This is a genomic window from Methylobacterium sp. JK268 (assembly GCF_054052225.1).
Window position 1 is genome coordinate 231,065 of record NZ_JBSVZN010000004.1, and the last position, 11,440, is coordinate 242,504.

Consider the following 11,440-nt stretch of genomic DNA (forward strand, 5'->3'; position numbering starts at 1 on the left):
CCGTCCAGCTGATAGCGGTACGGCTCACTCTACTTGCTGAAGCGTCCGTCCCTCACCCCTGACCCCTCTCCCACTCGGGAGAGGGGATCCCGCGCCTGACCCAGTGCCGACGGTTGGGGAGGAACGGCCATGGACCATGAGATCGTCGACGTGGTGGTGGTGGGCGGCGGGCCGGCCGGGGCGACGGCGGCGACCGACCTCGCGCGGCTCGGCCGCCGGGTCGCGCTCCTCGACAAGGCCGGGCGCATCAAGCCCTGCGGCGGCGCCATCCCGCCGCGGCTGATCCGCGACTTCGCGATTCCCGACGACCTGCTCGTCGCGAAGGTCCGCTCCGCCCGCATGGTCTCGCCGAAGGACCGGGCGGTCGACATGCCGGTCGGCGACGGCTTCGTCGGCATGGTCGACCGCGGCCCCTTCGACGAGTGGCTGCGCAACCGCGCCGCTTTGGCCGGCGCCGAGCGGCGCACCGGCACCTACCTGCGCCTAAGCCGCGACGGCGACGGCCTCGCCACGGTCCATTACCGCCGCCGCACCGGCGAGGAGGCGCGCCTGAGAGCGCGGCTCGTCATCGGGGCGGACGGCGCCAACTCGGCGGTCGGCCGCCAGGAGATCCCCTGCCACGCCAAGATGCGTCAGGTCTTCGCCTATCACGAGATCGTCCGCACCCCGGCGGCGAGCGCCGTCGAGGGCACGCGCTGCGACGTCTACTACCAGGGCGTCCTCTCGCCCGACTTCTACGCCTGGATCTTCCCGCACGGCGACACGCTGAGCGTCGGCACCGGCAGCGCCCGCAAGGGCTTCGCCCTGCGCGAGGCGGTGGGGCGCCTGCGCGCGGCGACCGGGCTCGACCACGGCGAGACGGTCCGGCGCGAAGGCGCGCCCCTGCCGCTCAAGCCGCTGCGCCGCTTCGACAACGGCCGCGACGTGCTCCTAACCGGCGACGCCGCCGGCCTCGTGGCCCCGGCCTCGGGCGAGGGCATCTACTACGCGATGCTGGGCGGGCGCCTCGCCGCGGAGGCCGCGGAGGAGTTCCTGGAGACGGGCGATGCCCGCGCGCTGGCCCAGGCGCGCCGCCGCTTCCTGAAGGCGCACGGCCGGGTGTTCTGGATCCTGCGGATGATGCAGGCGGTCTGGTACCGCAACGACGCCCTGCGCGAGCGCTTCGTGAGCATCTGCCGCGACCCGGACGTCCAGTCGCTGACCTGGGATTCCTACATGAACAAGGAGCTGGTGCGCGCCAAGCCGGCCGCCCACGCGCGGATCTTCTTCAAGGACCTCGCGCACCTGTTCGGCTGGGTCTCGCCGTGACCGCGGCGCTCGACGCGGGAGTCGCGCCGGTCGTCGTGGCGGCGGTCGCGGCCATCCTGGTCGCCGCGGCGGGGGCGCGGCTCACCACGCTCGGCCCCTGGTACGCGCGCCTGCGCGTGCCCGCCTGGAAGCCGCCCGACTGGGCCTTCGGCCCGGTCTGGACCGTGATCCTGTCGCTCGCGGCGACTGCCGGGGTACTGGCATGGACCGCCGCACCCGCGGGCGCCGAGCGCGCGTGGCTCATCGCGGCCTTCGCGGCGAACGGCGCCCTCAACATCGCCTGGAGCGGGGTGTTCTTCCGCCTGCGCCGGCCGGACTGGGCGCTCGTCGAGGTGGCGGCCCTCTGGCTCTCGGTGGCCGTGCTGCTCCTCGCGGCCGGGCGCCACTCGGGCGTCGCGGCCCTGCTCCTCCTGCCCTACCTCGTCTGGGTCGGGATCGCCGCCCTCCTCAACTGGTCGATCGTGCGCCTGAACCGGCCGTTCTGACGGATTGTCGCGGATGCGACAAAACCGACCGCCGCGCGTTCCACGCGAACTCGCGGCGGTTCTTCTTCGTTGCAGGGAGGTTGCGTTGTCTCCCCTGCGTCAGGGCCGTCCAGCACCCGCCCACCGAGGTGGGGGAGGAGCGCGCGCGTGTCGGATTTCTTCGCGAGCGGTCGCTTCGTCGACCTCGCCCTCGTGCTCGTGGCCGCGGAGGCCGTCATCCTCGTCCTGTGGCGCCGCCGCGGGCGGGGGCCGGCGCCCGCGGGCCTGTTCGTCAACCTCGCATCGGGCGCCTGCCTGATGCTGGCGGTCCGCGCCGCCGTCGCGGGCGCATCCTGGACGTGGCTGGCGCTCGCCCTCGCGGCGGCGGGCGCCGCCCACCTCGCCGATCTCTGGCTGCGGCTCAGGCCGGACGCCCGATAGGACTCACTGCGGAGGAAGCCCATGCGTCGCATCACGGCCCTGGTTCTCGGCTCCAGCGCGCTCGCGGCCCTCGCCGCCGGCGCGGCGTCGGCGCAGGGCGCCCCGACCGACCTCGTGGAGCGGGGCAAATACCTCGCCACCGCCGGCGATTGCGTCGCCTGTCACACCGCGCCGGGCGGCAAGCCCTTCGCGGGCGGCTACTACGTCACCTTCCCGGGTGGGATCGGCAAGCTCGCGACGCCGAACATCACGCCCGACAAGGAGACCGGCATCGGCAGCTGGAGCGACGACGACTTCAGGCGCGCCATGCACGAGGGCATCACCAAGAACGGCAGCTACCTCTACCCGGCCTTCCCGTTCCCCTGGTACACGAAGGTCTCGGACGAGGACGTGCGGGCGATCAAGGCCTACCTGTTCTCGCTCGAGCCCGTGAACGCGCCCCGCAAGCCGGCCGACATCGCCTTCCCGTTCAGCATCCGCGACGGGTTGCTGGCCTGGCGCCTCGCCTTCTTCAGCGAGGGCCGCTTCGCGCCCGATCCGAAGGCGAGCGAGCCGATCAACCGCGGCGCCTACCTGGTCGAGGGCCTCGGCCATTGCGGCGCCTGCCACAACGGCAGCAAGCTCGTCGGCGCCTCGCAGTGGAGCGGCTACCTGGAAGGCGGCACGATCGACGGCTGGTACGCGCCGAACCTGTCGGGCGACGACAAGGAGGGGTTGGGCCGCTGGAGCGAGGACCAGCTCTTCACCTACCTGAAGACCGGGGCGGCGCCGGGGCGCGCGGGCGTCGTGGCCGGCCCGATGCGGCAGGTCATCGAGGAGAGCCTGAGCAAGCTGAGCGACGCGGACGTGCGCGCCATCGCGGTCTACCTCAAGTCCGTGCCGGCCAAGGCCACCTACACGCCGGACGTGAAGTCGGACTTCAAGCAGGCCGCGGCGCCGGGGGCGGACGTCTACCTGAACCGCTGCGTCGCCTGCCACCGGCCGGAGGGCCAGGGGGTGCCGGGCGCGATCCCGCCGCTCGCCGGCAACGGCGCCGTGCTGGCGAAGGGGCCCGAGACGGTGATCCGGGTGATCCTCGGCGGCCTCGACGCCAAGGGCGACTACGCGCCGATGCCGGCGGTGGGCGTCGGCATGACCGACGAGGAGGTGGCGGCGGTGACGAACTACGTCCGCCAGACCTTCGGCAACCAAGCCCCGCCGACCGCCGATTCGGGCAAGGTGGCCTCGCTGCGGGCCGAGACCCAGACCATGCTGGCCGGCAACGCGCCCTGCGAGACGGTGGCAAATCCGGACCTCGCCAAGGCGCTGGAGCAGGCGGACGCGGCGGGCCAGCTGAAGGGGCTCAAAGCCGAGCAGATGCTGCCGCGGGTCGCGACGCTGCTCCCGGCGGTGCGGCAGGCCGCGCCCCAGGCGGACCAGGCCGCGCTGGTGAACGGGCTGACGGCCACCTTCTGCCAATCGGCCGATCGCGCGACCGTGGGCCTCGACTGGCCGGTGGCGCTCGGCAACTTCGCCGGGCTGGTCTACGGGCAGATCAAGAACCCGAGCCGGGCGGAGAAGTAGGGGGGCATCAAGGGGAGTGGGAGAACTCCCCACTCCCAGGTGAGAGACGCAGCTTGCCCCGAAGAGGGTACGGCATCACACCCCGGTTCTGGCGATAATCCTATTTCCTCATGCTGAGGCGCGAAGGGAGCCTCGAAGCACCCCAGAACGTTCCATCCAAGGCGCCCGGGTCTTGGATGTGCGGTCAGGAGTGCTTCGAGGCTCCCTCCGGTCGCACCTCAACATGAGGGATGGTGCGTCTTCCATACCCGTCCGCCTGATGACTGAGCTACCGAGATGGGAGCGAACATCGTTGCGGAAGTTCGATCCTCTCCCCGAACGCGGGGAGAGGAACTCTGGCGCGCTCAGCAAAGCACCTCAACCGCTACCGCGGATCCACGCCCTGCTCCGGGCGCGGCGGGCCGCCGTGGTGGTCGGTGAAGCTCGACCGCTCGCCCGTCTCCTTGGCCCGCTGGACCCGCATCCGCTGCCAGATCAGGAACAGGATGACCAGCGCGAAGGTCGTGAAGGCGAGCATGTAGATCAGGCCGGAATCGCCCATGGGTGTTCCCTCCGGGAGCGCCCGCAGGCGCGTTGCGAGAGAGCAACGACCGGTTGATCCGGCCGCGGCCGCACTTGTGGACCCAACGTGCGGTCCCGACCCGACGGTGAATGCGGCAAATCGTCGTGAGATCAGCCGCGGATCACGCCAAATATCAAGAATGACAATCTTCCAAAAAAAGGCCCCGCTTCCGACGGGAAGCGGGGCCTTTTCACGGTGGAGCTTCAGACCCGCCGGTCCTCACGGCTTCGGCAGCGGGCCTCCGGCGAGTTCCGGGTAGTCCTTGAGCATGCTGACACCGTTGAGGGGCTTGGCGAGGCCCTGGTGGCAGGTGGTGCAGTTGACCTTGGGCGGATCGCCCTCCGGCCCGAGCCGCGCCTCCGGCAGAACCGGCGTCAGCGGGTCGATGTAGTTGCCGTTGACGTCCCGCACCATCCGGATCCCGTGCCAGGCGGTCACGCGCTTGGGCGTGCTCTGGTCCCAGGAGAAGAAGGCGCGGCTGTTGTGGCAGTAGGTGCAGTTGACCCCCAGACTCTCCGACATGTGGATCATCAGGGCGTAGGTGCGCTCGGTGGTCTGGATCGGTTTGCTCGGGCTCGTCGGCAGGGCGGTGCGGGCGGCGACCCGCACGGCGTAATTGTCGACGTCCTTGTCCCCGAGCAGGTCCCGGTAGGGATCGTAGTAGAGCGAGGTCAGGCCGGCCTGCCGGCTCGGGTGGTTCTTGCCGGCGTCGCGGGCGGCGAAACCCTGAGCGTGCGGCGGGCCCGGGTCGTTGTGCCAGACGTTGAGCGGGACCGGATTGCCGCGGTGGCAGGTGTAGCAGGTCACGCCGGTCTGGCCGACGTGGTTCTTCCAGTCCGCGTTCACGTGGCGGACCATCTTGAGCATCGAGCGCGCCACCGTCTTCGCGTAGACGCTGTCATCCGCCATGTTCTCGACGTTGTGGCAGTAGGCGCAGCCCTGCTCGGGGGCGACCCACTCGGTGATCGAGACCATCAGGCGGTTGAACTGCTCCGTCGAGAGGTCGGTGAGGACCTGCACGTTCTGGTAGGTCTTGGTGGCGGGGTCGCCGCCCGGCTCGGCGGGGTCCTGCGGCGCCGGGGCGACGTTCGCCTCGATGAGCGCCGCGGTCACCCGCGGGTTCGTCACGGCCACCATGCCGGTTCCGCGGAAGCCCACCTGCTCGGAATTGACCGGCGGGTGCGTCCAGCCCGCCGTTCCGAACATCGCCCCGGTCAGGAGGACCGCGGCCACGACGCCGAGGATCTGCAGGGCCAGTCTCATGGCGTGCCTCCCGGGGCTGCGAGGGGATCGATCACCGGCCCGTAGATCTGCGGGTAGCTCGGGGCGACGCCGTGCTTGACGGCCCAGAGGAACCAGTTGTCGACCACCGTGCCGGTGAGCAGGATGCCGATGCCGCCGGTGAGCGTGGTGAGCACCGCGAACCACCACGCCCAGCGGTGGACCGATTCCATCGTGGCGTTGAAGCCCATGGTCCAGCGCCAGAACAGGGCGGCGCGCTCGGTGGCCGTGCCGCGGTCCACGATCTGCTCGATCTCCCGCTCGCCGCCGTAGCGGCTCACCGCCAGGATGGTGCCGCCATGCATGGCGAAGAGCAGCGTCGACCCGTACAGGAAGACGATCGAGAGCATGTGGAACGGATTGTAGAACAGGTTGCCGTAGCGCAGCGAGAAGGCCGCGGTCCAGTCGAGATGCGGGAAGATGCCGAAGGGCACCGCCTCGCTCCAGCGCCCCATCAGGATCGGCCGGATGAAGCCGAGCACGAGGTAGAGCCAGATCGCCGACGCGAAGGCCCAGGGGACGTGGTAGCCGAGCCCGAGCGCCTGGGCGCGGCGGAACATCCGCACCCACCACAGCAGGATCGACGTGGTGAGGAAGAAGCCGGCGAGCAGCCACCAGCCGCCCTCCGCCAGCGGCGGCAGGATCTTCAGCCCGTATTCGGGGCGGGGCGGCTCCAGGGCCAGCCAGGGCAGTTGCCGAAGGAACTGGACCGGGTCCCAGTTCACCGAGGCCCACATGTTGAGGCCGATGATCTCGAAGGCGATCAGCCCGCTCACCAGCGACAGCGTGCCGAGCGTGCCGAGATAGATCGGCCCGACCTGCGCGTTGCCGATCAGGCCGGCGAGGAAGCTGAAGCTGCCCTTGCCGACCCGCTTCTCGATCTGCGGGATCGTGACCCCGGGCTCGGGGTGCAGGGGATGGACCTGCACCTGCGTGTAGATGTTCTGATAATACCCCATGGTGGCGTCAGCCTTCTGCGATGAGGCGCGGGGACGAAGGGTTGCGGGCCGGCCTCAGCGCCAGACCGGCAGGTTCAGCCACCAGCCCCACCACTCGGGCCAGCCGCGGGTCCAGAACGGGCCGCTGATCACGATGCAGACCGCGCTCCAGAACCCGGCCGAGAGGGCCAGGAACAGGCCGAGCCGGTGGATGCCGAGCGTGCCGATCGAGTAGCCGATCGTGTCGCGGAAGTAGGTGTCCTCGTGCTCGGGCGTCTTCACCACCTCGCCCTTGCCGGGATTGGTGGAGGACAGGATCAGGGAGCCGTGCAGCGCCAGCGCGAACGTCGTCGTGAAGAAGAACGTCACGCCGAGCATGTGCGCCGGATTGTAGTGGAAGTGCAGGTACTGGTAGCCGACGTTCGACACCCAGTCGAGATGGCTGAGGATCCCGTACGGGAAGCCGTGACCCCAGGCGCCCATCAGCAGCGGGCGGACCACCACCAGCGTCACGTAGGCGAGGATCGCCACCGAGAAGGCGAAGGGCACGTGATACCCGATGCCGAGCTTGCGGCAGATCTCGACCTCGCGCAGCGCCCAGGAGCCGAAGGCCCCGATGGCGCAGAAGGTGATGAGCTGCCACAGGCCGCCCTCCCGCAGGGGGGCGAGCGCCAGCCCGTATTTGAGGTCGGGGGGCGCGATGTTGATCTGCCAGATGTTCCAGGTCGGGCCGAGCGCGGCCCCCCAGACGATCAGGCCGGTGCCGAGCAGGCTGAAGAACAGGGTCGTAACCCCGAAGAAGCCCACGAAGAACGGTCCGACCCAGAAGTCGAACAGGTCGCCGCCGATCAGCGTGCCGCCGCGGACCCGATATTTCCGCTCGAAGTTCAGCATGGCCATGCTGCCTGCCCTCCCCTGCCGCGTGTCGATCGCCCGCGGGCGGCGCCCCGGTCGAGGCCGGTCGCCGTCCGCGGTGTGGAGCGCCCGCGGGCGCCCCGATTGTCGGCCGTCAGGTCGGCAGCACGAGGCTGTGCGCGATCTCGGCCCGCTTCGCCGCGGGTCCCTCCAGCCAGTTGAACCGGCTGGTGCTGAGCAGGATGAAGTGGATCAGCAGGGCGAGGACGAAGAGGAAGGTGAACAGCGCCACCAGCGTGCGGCGCGGATCGAAGAGAAGCCAAACCTTGTGCATGGCGTGTGTTCCTTCCTCAGGCGATGAACGGCAGGAGGCCGTGGGCGGCGTAGTGAACGCCGTCCGTCAGCGCGGAGTAGCCGTTCGGCCCCGGCAGCCAGGGCCGCCACAGCCAGACGAGGAAGTGCGCGACGACCGCGATCGCCGTGAAGATGATGAAGCTGGTGACGAAGATTCCGTGGAACTCCTTCGCCTCCGCCTCGGTGAGCCCCGAGAGCGTACTGGGTTTGTCGATGCCGTTGGCCATTGCCGAACCTCCGGATGCGGATCCGCGCGGGGGATCCCGCGCGGGGTGGTCGCCCGACCTCGCGGACGGGCTTTGGTTCCGCCGCCGTGGCGGCGGCGGATACGGCCCGCGTCAGCCCATGAAGGCGAAGGGGATGGCCGAGAGGGCCATCGCCCGCGCCTCGCCGAACACGGAGCGCCGGGGTCCGGGGGGCGGGAAGCCGCGGCCCGGAAGGATGCGTTGCAGGACGGCCGCGGCCAGGAAGACCGGGTAGGTCGCGCCGAGGATGACGCGGAACTGGACCTGCTCCGCATGGGACCGCGAGACCGTGGCGAACGGACGGGGCATGGCGTCGTCTCTCCTCCTCGCGCCGCGCGGCGCGTGTTTCCCGCGGGCCTCTCCCGGGCCCGGATCGGGGACCCGCGCGGCTGGCGCCGCGCCGGCCCTGGCGGCCCGAGAGCCGCTGGCGGCGCTCAGGCCGCCGCCGCGAGCGCGACGCGGGCGCGCTCGACGCAGAGTTCGGTGACGCGCTCGGACCCGACCCGGCGCGCCTCACGCTCGGCCGCGTCGCGCAGGCGCTTGGCGACCGAGATCCGCACCAGCACCGGGCTCGCCGCCACCGAGGCGTCGAGGCGCGCCCGCGCCTCCTCGTCCCAGGGCAGTTCCCGGTGCATCCGCGCCGGCGTCGCCTCGACGGCGTCGAGGTCGCGGGCGAGCGGCAGGATGTGGAAGAGCGCGTCGAACAGCGCGTTGCAGACCTCCTGCACGAGGTAGGTCGCGCCCGAGTAGCCCATGAAGGGCGAGCCGGTGTGCCGCCGCACCACCGCGCCGGGGAAGGAGGCCGGGATGTAGACCGCCCGCCCCCCGCACTCGGCGAGGTACATGCGCTCGTTGTAGGAGCCGAACAGGACGAGGGGCGGCGTCTCCCGGATCGCCCGCTGCACGGCGGCGTTGTCGGGCTTGCATCCCGCCGAGCGCGCGAAGCCGAACCGGCAGGGCAGGCCCATCTCCTCTTCCAGGAAGTGGCGCAGCCCGCGCGCGTAGGTCTCGGTCGCCACCACCCCGAAGCTCGCCGAGGAGAAGAAGTCCTGGGTCACCGAGCGCCACAGGTCCCAGAGGGGCTTCAACGTCGTGTGCTTCTCCCGCTCGATGAAGGGCTCAGGATCGAGGCCGAGGATCTCGCCGAGCGCGCGCAGGAACTTCGTGGTGCTGTGCACCCCGATCGGCGCCTGGAGGTAGGGCCGGTCCAGCGCCTCGCAGAGGAGCCGCCCGTATTCCCGGTAGAGGCAGATATTGGCCTGCGCCTCCCCGAGGCGCGGAATCTCGGTGAGATGGCAGCCGAGCGGGAAGACGAGATTCACCTCCGCCCCGATGCCCTCGACGAGGCGCCGGATCTCCGCGAGGTCGGAGGGCATGTTGAAGGTGCCGTAGGCCGGCCCGATGATGTTCACCCGCGGCTTGCCGGCCGGCTTGGACGCGGCGTCCGCGGCCGGCGCGGGCTTCCTCGCCTTGCCCGCCTTCTTCGCCCCGTAGGTGTTCCACAGCCAGGTCAGGGCGCGGTCGGCCGCCTGCCACTGGTCCTCGTCGATGGTGCGCGGCAGGAAGCGCTGGAGGTTGGTGCCCTCGGGCGTGACGCCGCCGCCGATCATCTCGGCGATCGAGCCGGTCACCACCACGCTCGGCTGGGCCGGGTCAAGGGTGGCGTGGGCGCGCTTCATCGCGCCCTCGGTGCCGTGGCGGCCGAGTTCCTCCTCGGCGAGGCCGGTGACGACGATCGGCAATTCGTGCGGGGGGAGCGCGTCGGTGTAGTGCAGCACCGAGGTCACCGGCAGGTTCTCGCAGCCGACGGGGCCGTCGATGACCACCTGCAGGCCCTTCACCGCGGTGAAGACGTAGACGGCGCCCCAGTAGCCGCCGGCGCGGTCGTGATCGAGGACGAGCATCACACGCCCTCCCCGATCGGGGTCTCGGCGACCGGGCGCTTGGGCGGTGCGCGGCGGCGCGGCACGTCCTCCCAGATTCCGGCCGCGTGGCCCTCGCCGACGCCCGCGAAGAAGTCCCGCATGGCGGAGAAGCGCTCCCGCTGCGCCATGGCGGCGTTGACCACCTGGGCCAGCGAGCCCGCCCCCGCCACGCCCATCAGCGGGCGGGCCGAGATCAGGTTCGTGAAGTAGAGGGCCGGGATCGCCCGCTCCTTCGCCTTCTGGACCACCGGCGTGGTGCCGATCGCCAGGTCGGGCCGCAGGTCCTCGACCGCCGCGAGGTCCTGCTCGAGCGAGGCGCGGAACTGCACGCGGCAGCCGCGCGCCTCCAGCCAGTCCCGGTCCGCGTCGGAGAAGCGGGTGCGCGGGCAGGCGGTGCCGACATAGGGCACCTCCGCGCCGCTCTCGATCAGGAGCCGGGCGACCAGGAGCTCCGAGCCCTCGTAGCCGGTGAGCGTCACCCGGCCGCGGATCGGGCTCGCGGCGAGCGCGCCGCGGATCGCCGGCAGGAAGCGGTTCTTGGCCGCGGCGACGAGGGAGCGGGCGACCCCGCAGGTCTCGCCCACGGCGTCGAGCCAGGCGGCGGTGCCGTCGTGCCCGACCGGGGCCGAGCCGAAGACCGGCCGGCCCGCCGCCTCGAATTCGCGGATCGACGCGGTGTAGAAGGGATGGATCGCCGCCACCGCCGCGCCGTCCAGGGCGGCGTAGAGCTCGCGCCACTCGCGGGTCGGCACCACGGGGCCGGCCGCGAGACCGAGCGGTTCGAGGAGCGCGCCGATCTGCACGGGGTCGGCCGGGAACATCTCGCCGAGCAGCGTCAGGGTCGGGCGCCCGTCGCGGCCCTGGCGCGGCGCCGCGACGGGTCCCCGCTCGGCCTCGCCCCGCGCGACCTTGAGCATCGCACCCGCGAGCACGTCCTTCGCCTCGGCGTGGGTCGGCACGCCGAAACCCGGCACGTCGATGCCGATGATCCGCACGCCGTCGATCTCGCGGGGCAGGAGCCGCAGCGGCACGCCCGAGGCGGTTGGCACGCAGAGGTTGATCACCACCACGGCGTCGTGGAGCGCCGGGTCGGCGGTGGCGTGCACCGCCTCGCGGATGTCCTCGAACAGCTTGCCGGTGACCAGCGTCTCGGAGTTGAACGGCACGTAGCCGACCGTGCGCCGCGCCCCATAGAAGTGCGACGTGAAGGTGAGCCCGTAGACGCAGCAGGCCGAGCCCGAGAGGATCGTCGCCGTGCGCCGCATCCGCAGGCCGACCCGGAGCGAGCCGAAAGCCGGGCACATGCTCTGGGGCTGGTCGTGGGGTCCGGCCGGGTAGTCGCGGCGCAGCTCCCGCAGCGTCTCGCCCATGCCGGCGGCCTCGGCGGCCGCGCTCATCGCCGCCTTGCCGGAATGGCAGCCATGGCCATCCTCGCGGGTGGCGGCGAGGTTCACGGCCTCGCCGCGGGCGCGCAGCGCCCCGATATCGAGGGAGACGCCCATGC

General features: G+C 71.4%; 13 protein-coding genes. 4 read left to right on the forward strand and 9 right to left on the reverse strand.

What is annotated here, in order from left to right; genetic code table 11:
* The first annotated feature begins 129 nt into the window (after positions 1–129).
* From ACW9J6_RS06605 to ACW9J6_RS06620, 4 genes are all read left to right on the forward strand, one after another.
* Positions 130–1,308, forward strand: a complete 1,179-nt coding sequence (locus ACW9J6_RS06605; RefSeq protein ID WP_457115649.1) for a geranylgeranyl diphosphate reductase — start codon at positions 130–132, stop codon at positions 1,306–1,308.
* Complete coding sequence (locus tag ACW9J6_RS06610; RefSeq protein WP_457115650.1) at positions 1,305–1,793, forward strand: TspO/MBR family protein; 489 nt, start codon at positions 1,305–1,307, stop codon at positions 1,791–1,793. Before ACW9J6_RS06605 ends, ACW9J6_RS06610 begins: the two co-directional genes overlap by 4 nt.
* Positions 1,794–1,940: 147 nt before the next feature.
* On the forward strand, positions 1,941–2,213 hold the full coding sequence (locus tag ACW9J6_RS06615) for a hypothetical protein (protein ID WP_457115651.1): 273 nt from the start codon (positions 1,941–1,943) through the stop codon (positions 2,211–2,213).
* Positions 2,214–2,234: 21 nt separating this feature from the next.
* Entirely contained in the window at positions 2,235–3,776 is a 1,542-nt protein-coding gene (locus tag ACW9J6_RS06620) for a c-type cytochrome (RefSeq protein WP_457115652.1), read from the forward strand.
* Positions 3,777–4,140: 364 nt separating this feature from the next.
* Here the strand turns inward: ACW9J6_RS06620 and ACW9J6_RS06625 are convergent, their stop codons facing one another.
* The 9 genes from ACW9J6_RS06625 to bchY all read right to left on the reverse strand — a co-directional run bounded on the left by ACW9J6_RS06625 (position 4,141) and on the right by bchY (position 11,438).
* Positions 4,141–4,317 (reverse strand): hypothetical protein, encoded by a 177-nt coding sequence (locus ACW9J6_RS06625; protein ID WP_457115653.1) that lies wholly within the window; start codon positions 4,315–4,317, stop codon positions 4,141–4,143.
* 240 nt (positions 4,318–4,557) lie between these two features.
* Complete coding sequence (gene pufC, locus ACW9J6_RS06630) at positions 4,558–5,601, reverse strand: photosynthetic reaction center cytochrome PufC (protein ID WP_457115654.1); 1,044 nt, start codon at positions 5,599–5,601, stop codon at positions 4,558–4,560.
* Entirely contained in the window at positions 5,598–6,578 is a 981-nt protein-coding gene (gene pufM / locus ACW9J6_RS06635; protein ID WP_457115655.1) for a photosynthetic reaction center subunit M, read from the reverse strand. Before pufM ends, pufC begins: the two co-directional genes overlap by 4 nt.
* Before the next feature lie 54 nt (positions 6,579–6,632).
* Entirely contained in the window at positions 6,633–7,457 is an 825-nt protein-coding gene (gene pufL, locus ACW9J6_RS06640; protein WP_457115656.1) for a photosynthetic reaction center subunit L, read from the reverse strand.
* 109 nt (positions 7,458–7,566) lie between these two features.
* Positions 7,567–7,746, reverse strand: a complete 180-nt coding sequence (pufA, locus tag ACW9J6_RS06645; protein ID WP_457115657.1) for a light-harvesting antenna LH1, alpha subunit — start codon at positions 7,744–7,746, stop codon at positions 7,567–7,569.
* Positions 7,747–7,762: 16 nt separating this feature from the next.
* Positions 7,763–7,993 carry a light-harvesting antenna LH1, beta subunit gene (gene pufB / locus ACW9J6_RS06650; protein WP_457115658.1) on the reverse strand — a complete coding sequence of 77 codons (231 nt, stop codon included), beginning with the start codon at positions 7,991–7,993 and terminating at the stop codon, positions 7,763–7,765.
* A 111-nt stretch (positions 7,994–8,104) separates the two neighbouring features.
* A complete protein-coding gene (locus tag ACW9J6_RS06655; protein WP_457115659.1) occupies positions 8,105–8,320 on the reverse strand; it encodes a hypothetical protein in 216 nt (71 codons plus the stop codon).
* A 125-nt stretch (positions 8,321–8,445) separates the two neighbouring features.
* Entirely contained in the window at positions 8,446–9,915 is a 1,470-nt protein-coding gene (bchZ, locus tag ACW9J6_RS06660; protein WP_457115660.1) for a chlorophyllide a reductase subunit Z, read from the reverse strand.
* The gene (gene bchY, locus ACW9J6_RS06665) at positions 9,915–11,438 is read right to left on the reverse strand and encodes a chlorophyllide a reductase subunit Y (RefSeq protein ID WP_457115661.1); all 1,524 of its coding nucleotides are present in this window, start codon (positions 11,436–11,438) and stop codon (positions 9,915–9,917) included. Before bchY ends, bchZ begins: the two co-directional genes overlap by 1 nt.
* Between the last annotated feature and the right edge of the window lie 2 nt (positions 11,439–11,440).

Bases quoted from the DNA above. Each gene is read 5' to 3' on its own strand.
- ACW9J6_RS06625 (WP_457115653.1), bottom strand. From the start codon at position 4,317: ATGGGCGATTCCGGCCTGATCTACATGCTCGCCTTCACGACCTTCGCG.
- pufA (WP_457115657.1), bottom strand. From the start codon at position 7,746: ATGCACAAGGTTTGGCTTCTCTTCGATCCGCGCCGCACGCTGGTGGCG.
- pufC (WP_457115654.1), bottom strand. From the start codon at position 5,601: ATGAGACTGGCCCTGCAGATCCTCGGCGTCGTGGCCGCGGTCCTCCTG.
- pufL (WP_457115656.1), bottom strand. From the start codon at position 7,457: ATGGCCATGCTGAACTTCGAGCGGAAATATCGGGTCCGCGGCGGCACG.
- bchY (WP_457115661.1), bottom strand. From the start codon at position 11,438: ATGGGCGTCTCCCTCGATATCGGGGCGCTGCGCGCCCGCGGCGAGGCC.
- pufB (WP_457115658.1), bottom strand. From the start codon at position 7,993: ATGGCCAACGGCATCGACAAACCCAGTACGCTCTCGGGGCTCACCGAG.
- pufM (WP_457115655.1), bottom strand. From the start codon at position 6,578: ATGGGGTATTATCAGAACATCTACACGCAGGTGCAGGTCCATCCCCTG.
- ACW9J6_RS06605 (WP_457115649.1), top strand. From the start codon at position 130: ATGGACCATGAGATCGTCGACGTGGTGGTGGTGGGCGGCGGGCCGGCC.
- bchZ (WP_457115660.1), bottom strand. From the start codon at position 9,915: ATGCTCGTCCTCGATCACGACCGCGCCGGCGGCTACTGGGGCGCCGTC.
- ACW9J6_RS06655 (WP_457115659.1), bottom strand. From the start codon at position 8,320: ATGCCCCGTCCGTTCGCCACGGTCTCGCGGTCCCATGCGGAGCAGGTC.
- ACW9J6_RS06620 (WP_457115652.1), top strand. From the start codon at position 2,235: ATGCGTCGCATCACGGCCCTGGTTCTCGGCTCCAGCGCGCTCGCGGCC.